At 46.0% G+C, this 18,441-nt stretch carries 14 protein-coding genes and 1 riboswitch; of the genes, 12 read left to right on the top strand and 2 right to left on the bottom strand.

Annotation, left to right across the window (positions count from 1 at the left end; all coding sequences use genetic code 11):
* Window positions 1-128 precede the first annotated feature (128 nt).
* The gene (locus DFP81_RS13655) at window positions 129-1,376 is read left to right on the top strand and encodes a leucine-rich repeat-containing protein kinase family protein (protein WP_115898529.1); all 1,248 of its coding nucleotides are present in this window, start codon (window positions 129-131) and stop codon (window positions 1,374-1,376) included.
* Window positions 1,377-1,453: 77 nt separating this feature from the next.
* Here the strand turns inward: DFP81_RS13655 and cfa are convergent, their stop codons facing one another.
* Both cfa and DFP81_RS13645 read right to left on the bottom strand, forming a co-directional pair.
* Entirely contained in the window at window positions 1,454-2,668 is a 1,215-nt protein-coding gene (gene cfa, locus DFP81_RS13650; protein WP_115898455.1) for a cyclopropane fatty acyl phospholipid synthase, read from the bottom strand.
* 395 nt (window positions 2,669-3,063) lie between these two features.
* Window positions 3,064-3,561, bottom strand: a complete 498-nt coding sequence (locus DFP81_RS13645) for a 6,7-dimethyl-8-ribityllumazine synthase (protein ID WP_115898454.1) — start codon at window positions 3,559-3,561, stop codon at window positions 3,064-3,066.
* 125 nt (window positions 3,562-3,686) lie between these two features.
* A riboswitch (FMN riboswitch) is annotated at window positions 3,687-3,843 on the bottom strand.
* A gap of 275 nt (window positions 3,844-4,118) precedes the next feature.
* On the opposite strand from DFP81_RS13645, the gene DFP81_RS13640 reads away from it, so the two are divergent.
* The 11 genes from DFP81_RS13640 to DFP81_RS13585 all read left to right on the top strand — a co-directional run bounded on the left by DFP81_RS13640 (window position 4,119) and on the right by DFP81_RS13585 (window position 18,361).
* Window positions 4,119-4,475 carry an MliC family protein gene (locus tag DFP81_RS13640; protein WP_147299454.1) on the top strand — a complete coding sequence of 119 codons (357 nt, stop codon included), beginning with the start codon at window positions 4,119-4,121 and terminating at the stop codon, window positions 4,473-4,475.
* Window positions 4,476-4,611: 136 nt separating this feature from the next.
* Complete coding sequence (cobJ, locus tag DFP81_RS13635) at window positions 4,612-5,388, top strand: precorrin-3B C(17)-methyltransferase (RefSeq protein ID WP_115898452.1); 777 nt, start codon at window positions 4,612-4,614, stop codon at window positions 5,386-5,388.
* A gap of 25 nt (window positions 5,389-5,413) precedes the next feature.
* Window positions 5,414-6,193, top strand: coding sequence for a precorrin-4 C(11)-methyltransferase (gene cobM, locus DFP81_RS13630; RefSeq protein ID WP_115898451.1), 780 nt, complete (start codon window positions 5,414-5,416; stop codon window positions 6,191-6,193).
* A 14-nt stretch (window positions 6,194-6,207) separates the two neighbouring features.
* Window positions 6,208-7,296: a cobalamin biosynthesis protein CobW gene (gene cobW, locus DFP81_RS13625; RefSeq protein ID WP_115898450.1), complete on the top strand. Its 1,089-nt coding sequence runs from the start codon at window positions 6,208-6,210 to the stop codon at window positions 7,294-7,296.
* A 112-nt stretch (window positions 7,297-7,408) separates the two neighbouring features.
* Window positions 7,409-11,275, top strand: a complete 3,867-nt coding sequence (gene cobN / locus DFP81_RS13620) for a cobaltochelatase subunit CobN (protein WP_115898449.1) — start codon at window positions 7,409-7,411, stop codon at window positions 11,273-11,275.
* 83 nt (window positions 11,276-11,358) lie between these two features.
* Window positions 11,359-12,591 carry a sirohydrochlorin chelatase gene (locus tag DFP81_RS13615; RefSeq protein WP_115898448.1) on the top strand — a complete coding sequence of 411 codons (1,233 nt, stop codon included), beginning with the start codon at window positions 11,359-11,361 and terminating at the stop codon, window positions 12,589-12,591.
* Between the two features lie 1,009 nt (window positions 12,592-13,600).
* Window positions 13,601-14,008: a DUF1801 domain-containing protein gene (locus DFP81_RS13610; protein WP_245959169.1), complete on the top strand. Its 408-nt coding sequence runs from the start codon at window positions 13,601-13,603 to the stop codon at window positions 14,006-14,008.
* A gap of 137 nt (window positions 14,009-14,145) precedes the next feature.
* On the top strand, window positions 14,146-14,976 hold the full coding sequence (locus DFP81_RS13605) for a GIY-YIG nuclease family protein (RefSeq protein WP_181903097.1): 831 nt from the start codon (window positions 14,146-14,148) through the stop codon (window positions 14,974-14,976).
* A 742-nt stretch (window positions 14,977-15,718) separates the two neighbouring features.
* Window positions 15,719-16,099, top strand: a complete 381-nt coding sequence (locus DFP81_RS13595) for a hypothetical protein (protein ID WP_115898446.1) — start codon at window positions 15,719-15,721, stop codon at window positions 16,097-16,099.
* A gap of 113 nt (window positions 16,100-16,212) precedes the next feature.
* Entirely contained in the window at window positions 16,213-17,319 is a 1,107-nt protein-coding gene (locus DFP81_RS13590) for a hypothetical protein (protein WP_115898445.1), read from the top strand.
* Window positions 17,320-17,404: 85 nt separating this feature from the next.
* Entirely contained in the window at window positions 17,405-18,361 is a 957-nt protein-coding gene (locus DFP81_RS13585; protein ID WP_115898444.1) for a hypothetical protein, read from the top strand.
* Window positions 18,362-18,441: the final 80 nt, after the last annotated feature.

Genomic DNA, 18,441 nt, shown 5'->3' with positions numbered 1-18,441 from the left:
AGCTAGCCTCCATCTAAAGAGGCTAGCAAGTTAAAGAGAGGCTTTAGTGGAGTGGAAGCAGCTGCGCTCATGTTACTTGGCTTTTATTGCCGCTATAATGGCGGCAATTTTATTTTGGGTAGATGGTTTTGCAGACACTTCAACAACTTAATAGCGGTGCATTAAAGGGCGTTAAACGCTTACAGCTGGCGGAAAATCTCAGCGAATTTCCTGAGGCTATTTATTCATTGGCGGATAGCTTAGAGATTCTTGATTTATCGAATAATGCACTCACTAGCTTACCTGATGACTTGGCAAGATTGAGTAATTTAAAGATCTTGTTTTGCTCAAATAATCAATTTACTGAGTTGCCAGAAGTGCTTGGTTCTTGCCCTAAGCTCGAAATGATTGGCTTTAAGAGCAATCAGATTCGTAAGGTTTCCGGGGCGGCTTTGCCGCGCATTACCCGCTGGTTGATTTTAACGGATAACCAAATTGACGCCTTGCCAGATGAAATTGGTTTGCTACCGCGCTTGCAAAAATTGGCGTTGGCGGGCAATCAATTGCGTCACATTCCAGAATCCATCAAAGGTTGCCAAAACCTAGAGTTGATCCGTTTATCCGCGAATAAACTGTCGTCCTTTCCTGATGTTTTATTACGCTTGCCGAAATTGGCGTGGCTGGCGTTTTCCGGCAACCCTTTTTGTGCAGATCGCCACTATCATCAAGAGTTTAAAACCGTGGCTGCCGAAGATTTGATCTTGCATCAGGTGTTAGGGCAGGGGGCTTCTGGGGTAATTTCGAAAGCCACTTGGCAGCGTAATCTTTATGGCTTTCCTGACAAGATTGCCGTCAAGGTGTTTAAAGGTGAGGTAACCAGCGACGGATACCCAGACGATGAACTGGACGCCTGCTTGTCAATTGGTGTGCATGAAAACATCGTTAAGCCTCTTGCGCAAATCTCTGAGCCTGAGTGTTCTGCGTTATTGATGGAGCTGATCCCTGAAGACTATCAAAACCTGGGGCAGCCTCCAAGTCTAGTAACTTGTACGCGTGATACTTTCACCCAAGGACAGGCTTTCTCTATTCAGAAAATTGATTTTATTGTGACGCAAATGGACGCCGTGTTGCAGCACTTTATGGATAAAGAAATATCTCACGGTGACCTGTATGCGCACAATGTGCTGATCAACCCAGATGGACACATTCTATTTGGTGATTTTGGCGCAGCCTCTAAATACGCCAATTTATCCGCTGAGCAAAAGCAAGGTATTCAGCAAATAGAGCACAGAGCCATGGGACATTTTATTGATGACATGTTGAGTCTTTGTGTGGCCTCAGACAGCAAGAGTGAGTTGTATCAAGCATTGCGCCAACGGCTTATTGAGCTGGCGTAAGCTGTCTTTATCTGTGCTATAAAACGCATCAAGAATGCCACCAATAAAGGCTCTTTCTTGATGCGTTCTACTGCTTGTTAACGCACGCTTTGGTAACGCGGTAAGTTAGCCGCGCGCTTTCTTAGTACGACTTGATAAAGCTGTAGTGAACGACTGCGAAATGCGCCAGCGCAGACCTTCAAATAGTAGACCCACATGCGGTAAAAACGCTCACTGTATTGTTCTTTTAACTCTGGCCACGCGGCCACAAAATTATCATGCCATGCCAGCAGCGTGGTTGCATAGTCAGGGCCAAAGTTGTGCACGTCTTCTATGACAAAATAAGGTTCTACTGCCTCGCTGATCTGGCTAAGGGATGGAATGACCCCGTTGCGGAAAATGTATTTGTCTATCCAAGGGTCTGTTCCTACCGAGGCTTGTGCATTGCCAATAGTGTGCAATACGAAGATAGCGTCGTCTTTCATTAAGCGATGGGCGGTTTGCATATAGGTGTCATAGTTTTTCGGGCCCACGTGTTCAAACATACCAATCGACACCAGTTTGTCGTATTGCCCATCTAGGCTTCGGTAGTCTTGCAGCGCAATGTTAACCGGCAGCCCTTGGCAACGCTCATCGGCCAGTTTCTTTTGTTCTTTCGAGATAGTAATGCCGGTGACATTGACGCCATATTCTTTGGCGGCCAACTCAGCAAAACTGCCCCAGCCACAACCAATTTCTAATACGGATTCGCCTTTTTGTAATCTGGCTTTTTCGCAAATGAGGCGTAGCTTGTTGATTTGCGCCTGATGAAGATTGTCTGCCTGATGCCAATAACCACAAGAATACGCCATGGTCGGGTCTAGCATGGCTTGGTACAAATCATTGCCGGCGTCGTAATGTTGCTCACCCACTTGATAGGCGCGTTTTTCTGATTGGCGGTTCATCAAGGTGGCGGCAAGCCAGTGGCGCATTTTAACCCAACGACCGCTGACCTTTTTATCCAGTTGAGCATTGATGATACGCGAGATAAATTCATCAATTTGCTCACAGTCCCACCAACCATCCACATAGGCTTCACCTAAACCTAGAGACCCATGGCGCAGAACGCGCTGCCATATTGCCTCATTATGCACCTGAGGATCCCAAGGGTTATTACCATTAATAGTGATGCCAGCGTGGGCAAGTTGCGAGCGAACCCAGTGCTCAATGGCAGACCTTGGTTTAATAGGCTGGGGAGTCGATGAGGGAGGTTGAGTCTGAAGGTTCGCTGAAGATGTCGTATTCTGATCGAATTGTTCGCTGGACACGCCCATTTATTATCTCCTTATCATATTGAGCCGCAAAAATTGCTATACAACTGGAAACACATTTTTCAAATATTACTCTTTTGAAAATGAAAGCCTATATCAAAGAAGCTATTAAGGTTATTGGAGAATTTTATAAGCAAGTTGTTGTTGGTTATATGCGGGAAAATGACTAATCTTCGGCTAAGTTGCTGTTATATTTTTATAAGTGGGTATTTCTAGGGAGCGGAAAGTGGTTTTGTCACGGCTAAATAGCGACTGAATATAGTGAGACATCGCCCAGTAATAGGCCAAAAGCGTTGAGTGGGTAGCAACCAATGAACAAAAAAACGCCTTATTTAAGAGAGTAAATAAGGCGCTTTATTAGACGCTCTGGGCGAGTGTCGGGCGTAGAAGTGCTGGTTTTATAGCAGCGCTTGCTTTGTCTTAGTCGTTAATTGAATCGTCATGTCACAAGCATTAGCAAGCTCGATGCCTTTCTTCACGAAGTGACGGCTGTAGTAACTAGAGTGCTCATCGTGTTCGTGGAAGTTGTGTGGTGTTAGTACCGCAGTAAGTACCGGAACTTCGGTTTCTAGTTGTACTTGCATCAATGCATTACATACGGTTTGTGCCACAAAGTCGTGACGGTAAATACCACCATCAACCACCAGTGCGCTGCCTGCGATTGCCGCGTATTGGCCGCTTTTAGCAAGTAACTTGGCTTGAAGAGGTATTTCGTAAGCACCTGGAACAGGGAAAATATCAATTTTATCTAGGTCGTAACCACGAGCGGCTAGCTCAGTTTTAAACCCTTCTAAACAATTTAAAACGATGTCGGTATGCCAAGACGCATGAATAAATGCAATGCGTTGGTTTGCTGAGTTAAAGTCAGTAACATTCGTTGTTGAGCTCTGATTCATTTTTAAATCCTACAAATAAAGGTGAATCAGGGCGAACGGACAGGCAAATACGTCACTATTTAGTGAAGTACCTAACATTAGGCGAAAGTACAGCGTAAAGCGTACCTTGCTTGAGGTATTGTCTGACGCGCTCTCTATCATCCGGACTGTAACCGTCGGCTCTGGAATCACACCAGATCTGCTGACCTCAATCCTTGATATAGAAAAGGAGTGAGCGCTCGCGGGCTTAGAATAAAATTCCTTACCGCCGGTGGGGAATTTCACCCCGCCCCGAGAACGAAATCGAATAGTTTCGATGTACGCAATATACGGTCTTTTAATAACAGCTGTCAAAGCCTAGAGTAATGTTTTCTAAGGAGATTCATTTTTCTTGTCATCTTGCTAAGCGTAAAAGCGCTTTTGTTTCTGCTGTGAAAAAGCGAAAATAGCCACATCCGTGTTTTTTATCTGATGACTCTGTGTTTACCAACCGTGAGTCAGCCACTTTTTGATCCGCCTGATTATTGTTTGTGAAAGGAGTGATTGTGAAAGGAGTGATTGTGAAAGGAGTCTCTAAAATGTCGACTACAAAGAAATGGACAAGCCGCTTGTTTGCTGGTGTGACTTTACTGGGGTTGACTGCCTGTAGTGGCATGGACACCGGCCCAGAAGACAGTTACCCAAGCTTAGAAAATAGCCAAACAGATGTGGCGGATTATCTATGCACGGGCATGCCGCTAAAAGTCATGTTCCACGGTGAAAAAGCGCACATCTTATGGCAACAAGAAACCTATGACTTAACTCGGGCCATCAGTGCCTCAGGGGCTTACTACCTAGGGGAAGATGTGTCTTTTTGGGTAAAAGGTAAGCGAGCTGGTCTAGAAATTGACAACCTGACCAAGGTGAAATGTCAATTGATTCGCGTTGAGGCTTAATCGGGCGCTTAGTTCTTTGATTTACCTGAAGAACGCTCACGTTAACCTTGTCTGTTTTCATCTCATCTTAGTGCGTTCACGTGTACAATAGTCCGATTCGCGTAATGACAACGCACGACTATTTTTAAGAGATGTGATGAGCAAACTATTTGTAATGGGCATGGGCCCTGGTGATTTAGGTTTGGTTGCACCAAACGCAACCAAAGCATTGGCAGCCTGTTCTGATTGGGTGGCATACGGCTATTATTTAGACCTGTTGGGAGAGTTGAGTGAAGGCAAAACTTTCCATGACCTACCGTTAGGTGAAGAGATAGGCCGTGCCCGTCTTGCGTTAACTTTAGCTTCACAAGGCAAAAGTACCGCGTTAATTTCCAGTGGTGATATTGGAATTTACGCCATGGCGACCTTGGTGTTTGAATTGCTGGACCTGCAACTGCAAGGCAAAGAAGAGCACCCTGAATGGTTGGATGTTGAGATCGAAGTGATTCCCGGCATCTCCGCAATGCAAGCGGGCGCCAGCCGAGTGGGCGCCATGCTGGGTCATGATTTTTGTACTATCTCCCTTTCTGATTTATTAACCCCCTGGGAAACCATCGACAAACGACTGCACGCCTGCGGCGCAGGGGATTTTGTGGTGTCTTTTTATAACCCAGTCTCGAAAAAGCGCGACTGGCAATTAAATCACGCCCGTGATGTCTTATTGCAATATCGTCCGGCCAACACGCCAGTGATGATTGGCCGTCAGCTAACTCGCCCAGAAGAACAGATTACCTTTACCACGCTTGGTCAGTTAGATGCCAAAGACGTTGATATGTTCACCATGGTGAGCGTGGGTAACTCAGACACAAAACACATAGTGAATGGCGAAAAAGAGTGGATTTATACCCCGCGTGGCTATTCAAAAAAGCTTTAATGCTGACTAGATTAAAGGAAGTAAGATGACGGTTTACTTTATTGGCGCAGGCCCTGGTGACCCAGATTTGATGACCATCAAGGCGGTCAAAATCATGGAGAGCTGTCCTGTCGTTTTGTACGCGGGGTCTTTGATTCCTACACAAGTCATCGACAGTGTGCGTGACAGCGCCGAAGCGATTTACGACACGGCTGAAATGAACTTAGATGAAACCACAGCAGTGATTGAAAAAGCGGCCAAAGAAGGCAAGGACGTAGCGCGCTTACAGTGTGGTGACCCGGCTTTATATGGCGCCATTGGTGAACAAATTCGTCGTCTTGAAGTCTTAGACATTGATTATCAAGTGATACCGGGTGTCAGTGCGGTGGCAGCGTCTGCGGCCATGCTGAAAAAAGAGCTTACTCTGTCTGGCGTATCGCAAACTGTCATCATGACGCGCTACGAAGGCAAAACACCGTTCCCTGAACGCGAGCGCTTGCCGGCGCTTGCACAAAGTGGGGCTACCCTTGCGATTCACCTTGGAGTGACCCGCATACATAAAATTGTCGATGAGCTGATACCCCATTATGGCGCTGATTGTCCGGTGGCCGTGTGTTACCGAACCAGCTGGCCAGACCAAGATTATGTGGTCGGTACCTTAGCGGATATTGTTGCTAAAGTTCGGGAAAAAAAGTTTACTCGAACCAGTCTTATTTTAGTGGGGCAAGTGCTAGACACTGAGGACTTTGCGGACTCTTATCTTTACGATAAAAGTCAGGCCCATATATTCCGAAAAATCCATCGTCGAAAAGACGACAAAAAATAAAAGCAGGATTCATTATGCAGCTTAATAAAATCCCAACCACCATAGTTACTGGTTTTCTAGGCAGTGGTAAAACCACCTTATTGTCCAATGTACTGAAACAAGCGGCAGGCAAACGCATTGCTGTGATCGTCAATGAATTTGGCGAGCTGGACATCGACTCCGAAATCCTGCGTTCTTGCCCGCTTGACTGCCCTGAAGGCGAAGAAGGTCAAGAAAACGGTGAGCGCAGCGACGATGGCTTTTATGAATTAGCCAATGGCTGTATCTGCTGTACCGTAGAAGAAGAGTTTTTGCCTGTCATGGAGCAGCTAGTCGCGCGTCGTAAAGACATCGACCATATCTTGATTGAAACCAGTGGCTTGGCTCTGCCTAAGCCTTTGGTTCAAGCGTTTAACTGGCCGGGTATTAAAGAATATTGCACGGTAGACGCAGTGATTACCGTGGTGGATGGCCCTGCGGTTGCTGCTGGGCGCTTTGCCAATAATGAAGAGCAAGTGCAAGCTCAGCGCCAAGCAGACGAAAGCCTGGATCATGATCCAAGCCTACAAGAATTGCTCGACGACCAGCTAAGTGCTGCGGACCTTGTTGTGGTCAGCAAGAATGACTTATTAGATGAGAATGACCGTGCCAAGGTGCAGTCTATTATCACCAACGAAGTGCCTAGCACGGTGAAAACTGTGTATATCGAAAACGGCGAAGCGGCGCTGGATATGTTGTTAGGCATTGATGCCGCAACAGAAAGTCGTATTGATGACGTGCATAATCACCACGATCACCACCACGCACATGGCGCGCACCATGACCACGCCCACGATCATTTTGATTCCTTTGTGATTACCTTGGGTGAAGTGTCGTCTGATTTGTTGCAAGAAACTCTGACTCAGTTGATCGAAGAGCACAATATTTTCCGTGTGAAAGGCTTTGCTGCGGTACATGGCAAGCCAATGCGCCAAGTCTTCCAAGCCGTGGGCACGCGTTTGGATCGTTACTTTGACCGTTTATGGTTGCCAGAAGAAGTGCGCCAGACTCAGTTGGTCTTTATCGGCAAAGGCATTAACAAAGAGCAAATTGAAAACATTTTGCACGATGCGTTAAGCGCATAGCAGGTCGAGAACCAGCCCCCAATACGTCACCAAGGTTGTTCGCATCTGCTGATAACCCTGGTGACTCAGGGTGGTTTATCGCCGAAAAATATCAGTAAAGAACGGAGAAGATGTGCATTTATTAGCAGCCAAACCGGGCGGATTCGTCGACGATGAAGGCATTGTCGACCTAGGTCAAGCGCCGGCACAGTTGGTGATACTTGCCGCTGCAGACAGCGTACTGGGTGCTTTAGGCAGTACGCTAGACCAGCTCACCTCGGTGGGCGCCTCTTTGCCGACCGTGCGCTTGGCAAACTGGATGCAGCTGGTTAAACCCGCGGCCTATGATTTGTATGAGCATAAGGTACTAGAGCAGGCTCAGGTAGTGGTACTCTCGCTGCTTGGCGGTGAGCATTATTGGACCTATGGCTTTCAACAACTGCAAGCTTGGTCGCGAGCCAAACCTGGCCGTACCTTGATAGTCGTACCGGGTGACGACACTCCTGACCCTGCATTATTTAACGCTTCAAGCGCTCCACCAGAAGACAGCCATCGTGTGTGGCGCTATCTTCGGGACAGTGGGCAAAGCAACAGTCAGCAACTCTTCTATTTTTTGGGTGATCGCTATTTTGCTAAGGCACACCCTTGGCAAGAACCTGCGCCACTGCCCAATGCTTTGATCTATCACGCCGGCCAATCCGCCAGCTTTTTACAATGGCAAGATGACTATCAGCACGCTATCCACGCGGGTCAGTCTGTGGCTATTTTGGTGTTTTATCGCTCTCATTTGCAAAGCGGCAATACCGTCATGTTCGATGGCCTTATTGAGGTATTGTCGCAACAAGGCCTAGTGCCACTGGCGGTGGCGGTCAGCTCACTAAAAGATTCAGTGTCGGTTGGTTTGATCGAGTCGCTCATTGAACGCACCCAAGCTAAAGTCATCTTAAACACCACGGGCTTTGCTGCAAACCGAGTCGGCAGCCCAGACTTGGCTTCTGAGCCAACCGATTTTCAGTCCGCGTTTGCCTCACCGATTCCAGTGTTACAACTGGTTTTATCAGGTAGTACCCAAGACGATTGGCAGCAGCAAAGCCAAGGCTTACGCAGTCGTGATGTGGCGATGCAAATCGTGTTGCCAGAAATGGATGGCCGTATTATTACCCGAGCGCTCAGTTTCAAAGCCTTGAGCCATTACAACGAACTCGCACAAGTTGACCTGGTGCGTTATGAATTGCACTCGGAACGCGCGCACTTTGTTGCCGAGTTAGCCAAGCGCTACACGGAGCTCGCTAACAAACCGAATCGGGAAAAACGCATTGCTTTTGTGCTGGCTAACTACCCAACTAAAGACGGACGCATTGGCAATGGCGTGGGGTTAGACACCCCCGCATCGACGGTAAATTTGTTAACCGCACTGGAAGCCGCAGGCTATCCGATTCAAGACATTCCTGAGCATGGCAATGCGTTAATAGAAGCCTTGCTGGGGGCCGTAACGAACAACCCAACCACCTTACACGAGCGTGGTTGTTGGCAAAGTTTGGCACTGGAAGACTACCTGCATTATTTTTACCAGCTACCGTTAGACTGCCAACATGCCGTTTGGGACCGTTGGGGGCCACCAGAAGACGACCATAAATGCCGCGAACAAAACGGCCAGCGTCGCATCATGCTAGCGGGCATTCGCTTGGGAGAAACCTTTGTCGGGATTCAGCCTGCGCGAGGTTTTAATTTGGACCTCGCCGCGAATTACCATGACCCAGACCTGATTCCACCACACAGTTACTTGGCGTTTTATTTTTGGCTGAGACACGTTTATAAAGTCGATGCTTTTGTGCATGTGGGCAAACACGGCAACCTAGAATGGCTGCCGGGCAAAGGCACGGCCTTGTCTGATCAATGTTGGCCCGATATTGCTCTCGGCCCTATGCCGCACTTTTACCCCTTCATCGTTAATGATCCGGGCGAAGGCGCACAAGCGAAACGCCGTACCCAAGCAGTAATCATTGACCATTTGATGCCGCCAATGACCCGTTCAGAAAGTTATGGCGAAATGGCCGAACTGGAAAATTTGGTCGACGAATATTACCAAGCCATGGGCATGGATGTGCGTCGTGAAACCTGGCTGCGTGAACAAATTTTAAAGAAAGTCCAAGAAAGCCATTTGTTAGAAGAACTCAGCGGAGTGGAAGCCAGTGAAGAAGGTGTGCTGGTGGAAGAAAGCGTACTAGAAGGCCTAGATACTTACCTGTGTGAGATCAAAGAAGCGCAAATTCGCCATGGTTTACATCGCCTTGGGGAACTACCAGAAGACGACAAGTTAGCCGATACCTTGGTGGCTTTATTGCGTTTGCCCCGTGGCAGCGAGATTAGCAGTAAAGGCATATTGCATACCTTGATGGCGGATTTTGGTCTGGATCAAGACGACTTTGACCCACTGCAAAGCACCCGCAAACCTTGGTTAGGCATGCAGCCAAAAGCCTTGCAGAGCGTAAGCAATGGCGACTGGCGAACTCATGCGGATACGAAAGAACGTTTAGAACTATTTGCTAAAGACTTGGTGCTGCGTCACTTGGTAAGGGATGAACCGCTTGATGGGTTAGCGCAGGGCTTGCCGCAAACCGCAGAGCTATTAGCGCACAGTAAGCGCAGCCTGATGGTGGCGTTAACACAAAGCGCCCACAATGAAATTCAAGCCTTATTAACCGGACTCGCAGGTGGTTTTATACCGCCTGGGCCAAGTGGTGCGCCGACCCGTGGCCGGTTAGATACCTTGCCAACAGGGCGCAACTTTTTCTCCGTGGATAATCGCGCCATTCCGTCGCCCGCTGCTTGGGCGATAGGCCAGCAATCGGCGGAAGCCTTGATCCAGCGGCACCTGCAAGAAGAAGGGGACTACCCGAAAGACTTAGGCTTGTCGGTATGGGGCACCGCCACCATGCGCACCGGTGGGGACGACATTGCTCAAGCCTTTGCACTAATGGGCGTGCGGCCGATTTGGGCACCGGGTTCGAACCGTGTTACCGACTTTGAAATACTCTCCTGCATGCAACTCGGTCGACCTCGTGTGGACGTGACCTTGCGTGTGTCTGGCTTTTTTCGTGATGCTTTTGCCAATGTGATGCGCCTTTATGATGCCGCTGTGCAAGCCATCGCCGAGTTCGAAGAGCCGGGCAATGGCAACACCATTCGTGCCAATGTGGAAGCCAGAAAACACACCTTATTGGCACAAGGTATGAGCCCAGAGCAGGCCAGTCGACAGGCTTCTTATCGTGTGTTTGGCAGTAAACCCGGTGCCTATGGAGCGGGTTTGCAAGGCTTGATCGACGAGCGTTGTTGGGACACCAAAGCTGACTTAGCAGAAGCCTATGTAAACTGGGGCGGTTACGCTTATGGCTCAAATGACGACGGCAGCCAAGGAGAAGGCGTGGAGGCCAAATCGGCCTTTGTAGAGCGCTTGTCACAGCTCGATGCGGTGGTGCAAAACCAAGACAACCGCGAGCACGATATTCTTGATTCGGACGATTACTACCAGTTCCAAGGGGGCATGACCAACGCGGTCACCGAGTTTAGCGGCCAAGCGCCGAGTGTGTATCACAGTGATCACTCGAACCCAACCGCGCCGAAAATTCGTACCTTAAAAGAAGAGCTAAACCGCGTGGTGCGCTCTCGGGTGTTAAACCCCAAATGGATCCAAGCCATGCAAAGCCATGGTTATAAAGGTGCCTTTGAAATGACCGCGACGGTTGATTACTTGTTTGCCTACGATGCGACTACGGATGTAGTGGCGGATTATCAATACGAACAAGTTACCGACAGCTTGCTGTTAGATCCAGACAACCAAGCGTTTATGCGCGATAATAACCCCCACGCACTGGAAGAAATGGGCGAGCGCCTATTAGAAGCGATCCAGCGTGGTATGTGGCAAAACGCAGAACACCACAGAGAACAAATTCAATCCTTGTTGCTTGACCTAGATCAGCAGCAAGAACAACGCCAGTGACCTTTGGGCAGAAGGGCATTGGTTATCGTGCTGGTGGTCGTTAGACTATTAACCAGCTGAGTCGAACAAAGTAGAGAGAAACAATGAGCAATACAGAGCAAGCCAAAAAGGGCATTATGATTTGTGGTCACGGAAGCCGTGACAAAGACGCAGAGCGCGAATTTGGCTTAGTGGCAAAGGGCTTGAAAGAGCGCTTTCCTGAACTACCAGTAGAATATGGCTTTTTGGAATTCTCCGCGCCGAATATCCACATGGGCTTAAACCGTTTATTAAGCCAAGGCGTTGAAGAAATTTACGCGGTTCCGGGTATGTTATTTGCCGCGACACACGCGAAAAACGACATTCCTTCTGTATTGACCACTTATGAAGAAAAGAACGCCGGACTTCATATTACCTATGGTCGTGAGCTGGGCTTGCAAGACGACATGGTCGAAGCCTTTCAGGCGCGTATTTATGAGTCACTTGGGCTAGACCCTGAAAACCCACCAGAAAACCTCTACGACACGTTATTGGTCGTAGTGGGGCGTGGTACATCGGACACAGGCGCCAATGCCGAAGCCGCTAAATTGACGCGCATCGTCAATGAAAACATGGGCTTTGGTTGGGCAGACACTGTCTACTCAGGTGTGACTTACCCATCTGTGGGTGTCGGCTTAGAAAACCTAATGAAGCTAGGCTACAAACGCATTGTGGTTGCGCCTTACTTCTTATTTACCGGTCGCTTGATCAAGCGTATTCAAGGCTATGTGGAGAAAGTCGCCAAAGAAAACCCAGCGATTGAATTCATCCAAACGCCTTACCTAAGCGACCATCCACGTGTCATCGACGCCTTCCAAAACCGCGTCGAAGAGATCATGCAAGGTGAATTACAAACCGGTGAAGAAACCCTAATGAACTCCTTCAAACGCCGCTTAGCCGCAGGCGAAGTAGACGTTCATCACCACCATGCCGAATTCGTCGACCCACAAGACGACACCCAAGGTTTGTCCGTTTCTGATAAAGAACACGGTCACGAACATGCCCATGACCATGGACACCATCATTCTCATGGCCACGACCACAGCCATGATCACGGTCACTCCCATGAGCATGGACACACACACGATCATTCCCACAGCCACGGTCATTCACATGACCACGGACATGGCCACAGCCACGGGGTTTACAAACACATCGGCCACCCAATGGGACCACGCACCATGATAGGCGAAGGCATCTGCTGCTGCTTCATGGGACAATTTACCGATGAAATCCTAGCGGAAGAAAAAGACAAAATAGACAACGACTGCCCCAAAACCGCATTCGCCCACAAATAGATTTTTTTGCATTGAACTTGCCCTTTCTCTCCCCCTTACTTCAAGGGGGAGCTGGAGGGGGTTATTGGTTCTGTGCCTTCCATTCAAACGCTTTGCATACCTGACTTTTATTCCGCTCTGCTGAGCAGGTAACTTTTTGCTAGATCTACATAACTCAATTAAGACGATTGTCTTGTGGGCTGGCCTTTAGGCCGGTAACTGGAGAATATCTAAAGCCAGTCATCGGTTAAAGTCGAAATGATAGGTGACGTTATGCACTGCTCAGGGTCGAACCTCTTTTTGCCATACAGACCTTATTGTAGCTAGAAACACAGCTTCAAAAAGGGCTTTGACCTGACCTCGACCTCACTGCTGGACCGTCACCTGAAGATCATCCAGTCCAACCGGCGTTTCTCTTCGGCACTTCTTCACACCTGTCGCCTACCTCATCGAAAACACCGATTGAACTTGCTTCTTTTAACGGGACAGGCACCTTAAGACCCCAGTGTTTTCGATATTCTTAGCATGCCTATTCTTAGCATGCCTGTCCTGATAAATCATTGAACTTGCTTCTTTTAACGGGACAGGCACCTTAAGACCCCAGCGTTTTCGATGTTCTTAGCATGCCTGTCCTGATAAATCCTGCTCTGCTTGTGGCGAGAGTACTGTGATGTATCTGCGAGTAAGGAGATAGAGCGGGTTCGAATCATGCTGCCATGGCAGTTAGGGTTAGCGCTTAGCGAGATCAGAGTATAAAAACAGATCAGGTCATAAGGTCTGAGGTAATCGCTTGCCTATCTGGTCAAATCACGCTACAAAAGGGCACGTAAAGAACCAACATAGCGGCGATCAAAGACGATCTGAAGCGGCATAGTCCAAACAATCTTTGGTATTAAGCGAGTTATTTAACAGGGACGTCCCACCATGAAAAAAGCAAATCCCCTATATAGCACGCAGCCGTTCAACAGTGGGTTATAGCCGCAGCTACGCTGCCGTATAACCCTTAATTGTTATATGAATAGGGAGGCTTATGATGCAACTTGCAGTTCGAAAAAAATTTGATGGTTACCCTGAACATGCAAAAAGCATATTGCTGGAACTTCGTTCGTTGGTGCTCGACATTGTTCATGAGCAAAATTTAGGTGAGGTGGAAGAAACTCTTAAATGGGGTGAGCCTAGTTATCTTGTAAAAACAGGTAGTACGGTACGCTTTGACTGGAAACAAAAATCACCAGATAGTTACTTTATATATTTTAATTGTAAAACCAAACTTGTAGACACTTTTCGGGAGCTATATTCAAATGATCTCGAATTTCAGGGAAACAGAGCAATTGTGTTGCGGCTCAGCGAACCTATGCCTACAACCATATTACGGCACTGTATTGAACTTTCGCTTAAGTATAAGAAAGTTAGGCATTTACCATTATTAGGGGCTTAGCTTCAGTGGTTAATTCATATAACAAGTTTGTCAACAAGGACAAATTTTAGCTACGCATTTTGTGTTGGCGCTGCGCGTCAGTATTACACAAACTGCTTCACAAAAATTAGCCTGTTACAAAGGCGTTAGGTGCAAAAATGCAGAATTCACATATGACCTCAAAAGACATTTCCCTTAATGAAATTCTTCGCCTAGATAACTTATCAAACATAAAGATAAGGTTTAACTTAATGTTTGATGGTAACTGGAGCCCAGCTGATTTTTATAAGAATGCTGACCATGAAACAATGCTTAATGGTCAGTACTGGAATTACAGTAAAAATAAATCATTTAAAGTTGGCCAAATAAATTTAGGTTTCATAAAAATTGATGATAATTTATGGCTTTTGTTTCATGTTGGTAAAGTCACAAAAGATTTGAATATCTTGAATGGCATGGGATATGAATTCGAATCATTGCCAGAATATGAGAAGTACTGTGGCAGGCTGATTATTAGATACAAGAATAAATCGCAAAATATGGTTCGGCTAGCTGAGTCAGTAATTGATGATTGTCTAATAGAGCAAATTTTGCCAGATAAATTTGATAATGATTTATTTCCAGGTTATGAAAATATTGACCTATCTTGGTCAGATTTAACTAGAGTGATTAGTAAAGAAGCATGGAAAGCAGCACTAGCCAATCAAAAGGGGGTTTATCTCATCACTGACACATCAAACGGAAAAATGTATGTAGGTTCAGCTTACGGGGAAAATATGATCTTAGGGCGTTGGAATTCATATGTTATTAGTTGTCATGGCGGCAATATTGATCTGAAGAACTTAGACCCTAGCCATATAAAAGAAAATTTCAGATATAGCGTCCTAGATATATTTAAATCAACAGCCGACGATAAAGTCATCCTTAGCCGAGAAACTTGGTGGAAAAAAATATTAAAAACAAGAGAGTTTGGCTATAACTCCAACTAAGCACCTAACAAGTTTGTCAATAAGGACTATTAAAGCTGTGCGCCTTTTGGGGGGCTGCGCCACTTTAATCCAAAAGTCACCCAACTTTATCAGCCTGTTACAAAGGCGTTATATTTCCAAGAAGTACATACCGAGTGTTGGTATTTTTCCTAGGCGCAGGTGCTTCAATAGAGTGTGGGATGCCGCTTGTTTGGCCATTTACAGCTACATTTCGCGAAAATGTTTTAAAAAGAATTGATACAAATCTTTTCAACTTTTCAGATAGTGCTTCTAATGGGACAGGCACCTTAAGACCCCAGTGTTTTCGATGTTCTTAGCATGCATGTCCTGATAAATCCTGCTCTGCTTGTGGCGAGAGTACTGTGATGTATCTGCGAGTAAGGAGATAGAGCGGGTTCGCATCATGCTGCCATGGGACAATGGCAGTTAGCGTTAGCGCTTAGCGAGATCAGAGTATAAAAACAGATCAGGTCATAAGGTCTGAGGTAATCGCTTGCCTATCTGGTCAAATCACGCTACAAAAGGGCATGTAAAGAACCAACATAGCGGCGATCAAAGACGATCTGAAGCGGCATAGTCCAAACAATCTTTGGTATTAAGCGAGTTATTTAACAGGGACGTCCCATCATGAAAAAAGCAAATCCCCTATCCTATATAGCACGCAGCCGTTCAACAGTGGGTTATAGCCGCAGCTACGCTGCCGTATAACCCTTAATTGTTATGCACTAAATCGGAGAAGTTGATGTTGTCGGAGCTGGCCACAGGCATTGTCGGTATTTTGGTAGGGGGACTAGTTGGAAATCGATTAGCTATTGGGAGAGACCGGCGAAAGGAGTACAACGAAATTGTGGATGCGCTGCATGAGAGGCTGGAGAGTCAAGCTTTGATTGCTCAGAAAGGTCAGTTCCCGAATGACGCGCACAGTCTCGACAATGCTTCCTTTATTCCCTTGCGTAGGAAGCTTTCGAACCGGCAAAACAAGAAACTCGATGTTGCAATTGAGGGTTACGCAGCTGCAAAGCAGCAGTGTGGGTACTTTGAAACAGGTTTGTACCATTTCAATAAGGCGGAAATATTGATAGCAGCAATCCGTAAGTTGCAAACCTTTGTCAAGCAGCGCTGAGCATAACAATCCAAGGCAGCGGGACATATTTTGCTTCGCTGCGCTCAAAACGCAAAATATGCCCCTGCTTGGGGCGTTATAGCTTTGATGTAATTCAGGAGAATGCTTAACTTATGGATATTTGGCTTGAGCGACTGGATAGATTGCTCACGATAATCAGGCCCAAAGCCTACAATGTAATAGCAAGAATAATTATTGGCTTAGGCGTAGTTTTGGTGGCTGAGTCACAGTTAAACATTGTACAAGCTATAGTTATTGCAGGGTATGAAAGCTTATTTGGTCGCTCCGAAATTTTAAGAAATTTTATGGAAGGCAGTTCAAACCACTGGATTGGTTTGTTCTTGATAGTAATAGGTCTTATTTACCATTACTTGATGACAGTAGGAAAAGAACAGGTTGATCTTCGGTTATCTGAAATCCCAAAAAAGCCGATTCTGAGTATAGAACTACTGAATGCCGACTTAGAACAATACAAAGACAACTCTGTTAACCTAAGAGGTTGTATTGTTGCTACCCCTCCGGAAGACGAAATTCCAGAATACAAAGTAAATTATAACTTGCCCAATATGGAAGGGTTGAACAATGTCTTAAATACTTTTGGTAACATTGAGCGTAACCCAAATTTCTATAAGGAGCGAGGTGAGTTCTTAAAAATCTGGGGAGGCTCTGAGTTAATTTCTCTACAAATCACTAACCTCACGCCAGTCTTGGCTACTGGTGTTAAAGTAGAAATTACGTTACCACGAAAGAAAGGGGTGAGTGCCGATAATACAAAGGATGACTTCCCTCCATTGCCGAGCGAAAAGGCCAGAAACCAATTTGGATCACTGTCAGCGTTATCTATCCCTCATCAAACTGTGCATTATGATATCAAGCGTGATCACAATGACCAGGTGTATAGATTTTTTTGGAATATTGGCAATATACAAGCAAATACCAGTTGTACATCTGATACATATATTTTTTTACGCTCTGAAGAAAGCTTTGATTTAGAGCTTAAAATATTCTGCGATCAATTTGATAGCCCATATATAGAAACATATCGGGTCAATAGAAATAATCAGACACAGACTATCTCCGTCTCTCAGTTGATGACAGAAAATGAATCTTTCAACGAACTTGTTTGTAATTGTGTAATGGATGGTTACATACAGCGAGTTGCAGAAAAGAAGTTGGAAGAATATGAGCATGAAAGCCAAGAGCTTATACCCCGAGGTTAGGGCTATAACAAACGCGTCAATCAGGACGCTCGCAAGCTCGCGCCTATTACGCGGGCGTTAAGCTAATAATCTGAGAAATATCGTTATGGAAGATGTAATACAAAAAAGGGTTCTTTTAGCTAAAGAATTCCATCTAAATGGAATCGAAAGCTCGAGAAAAAACGACCCACTAAATAAGATGATGGCGGTTCATAACTTCCATATATCAATCGAAATAGCAGTCAAATCAATATTGCTAAAATATGAAATCCGGAATGAAAAAAAATTAAATATCGACTTTGAATCCATGCTCAATGAAGTGGATCAATTTCAAGAGTTTAAAGACAAAGCCTTAAAGCTTCCTTACCGTCAGGAAATACGGAATCTCAACCTAATGAGAAATATGGTTCAGCATCACGTTATTGAGCCAGATGAGAGTAGTATGGATGATTGGCGTCTATTTTCTTACCGCTTTTTAAAGCGAGTATTTGATAGCTATTTCGACATAGACTTTGATCAAGTTAGCCGTATATCTTTTATTAATGACGAGGGCTTAAGGAAGTACCTTGAAAAGGCTCAACAAGATTTGGAAGACGGAGACTACGATTCAGCTTCCTGTCTTGCGGCAGGTGCTTTTGAGTATGCCTCTTTGTCAGTTTCAAGCTTCATACCAAATTCCAGTTCAGAGTTTTTTATTACATCTAGCTTAGGGCATTCAGGTGTTAGTCACGATCTTCAAGATGCTTTTAAAAAAACACTAAAGAGAGTAGATGAGTCTGAACATTTCTCTGCTTTATTAGCATCAGGCGTGAATTTGAGTGACTACAAAAAGTACAAAGATTCATCGCCGTTTGTTCATATTATGGCTGGCGGAAACCAACAATATGATACATATGCCGGTAAAGTCTTTGATCTAGAGTCAACTGTTTGGTTGCAAAACTTTGTTATAGCCACTTTTATCAAGTGGCAGCAATTGGGTCTAGATCCAAAAATTCCAGATTATCTCTTGGAACCAGCAATTCAATCTTTAGAGAAAGAGCCGGATAATTGTGAGCAGGAATAAGCTTAACAAGTCAATCAACTTCGCGCCTTCGGCGCCGGACGCAGCAAATCTGCGCCGGTTATTGAGGCGTTAAATGGCAG

It is taken from the genome of Marinomonas pollencensis (genome assembly GCF_003387375.1).
In the GTDB taxonomy this organism is placed as follows: Bacteria; Pseudomonadota; Gammaproteobacteria; order Pseudomonadales; family Marinomonadaceae; genus Marinomonas; species Marinomonas pollencensis.
Note: the sequence above shows the minus strand (reverse complement) of the source record. Positions and strands in the feature narration are given on the sequence as shown.

Coding starts and splice junctions, on each gene's coding strand:
- DFP81_RS13640 (WP_147299454.1), top strand. CDS start 4,119: ATGTCGACTACAAAGAAATGGACAAGCCGCTTGTTTGCTGGTGTGACT.
- cobM (WP_115898451.1), top strand. CDS start 5,414: ATGACGGTTTACTTTATTGGCGCAGGCCCTGGTGACCCAGATTTGATG.
- cobW (WP_115898450.1), top strand. CDS start 6,208: ATGCAGCTTAATAAAATCCCAACCACCATAGTTACTGGTTTTCTAGGC.
- DFP81_RS13605 (WP_181903097.1), top strand. CDS start 14,146: ATGCAGAATTCACATATGACCTCAAAAGACATTTCCCTTAATGAAATT.
- cobJ (WP_115898452.1), top strand. CDS start 4,612: ATGAGCAAACTATTTGTAATGGGCATGGGCCCTGGTGATTTAGGTTTG.
- DFP81_RS13615 (WP_115898448.1), top strand. CDS start 11,359: ATGAGCAATACAGAGCAAGCCAAAAAGGGCATTATGATTTGTGGTCAC.
- cfa (WP_115898455.1), bottom strand. CDS start 2,668: ATGGGCGTGTCCAGCGAACAATTCGATCAGAATACGACATCTTCAGCG.
- DFP81_RS13645 (WP_115898454.1), bottom strand. CDS start 3,561: ATGAATCAGAGCTCAACAACGAATGTTACTGACTTTAACTCAGCAAAC.
- DFP81_RS13585 (WP_115898444.1), top strand. CDS start 17,405: ATGGAAGATGTAATACAAAAAAGGGTTCTTTTAGCTAAAGAATTCCAT.
- DFP81_RS13590 (WP_115898445.1), top strand. CDS start 16,213: ATGGATATTTGGCTTGAGCGACTGGATAGATTGCTCACGATAATCAGG.
- DFP81_RS13610 (WP_245959169.1), top strand. CDS start 13,601: ATGATGCAACTTGCAGTTCGAAAAAAATTTGATGGTTACCCTGAACAT.
- DFP81_RS13595 (WP_115898446.1), top strand. CDS start 15,719: ATGTTGTCGGAGCTGGCCACAGGCATTGTCGGTATTTTGGTAGGGGGA.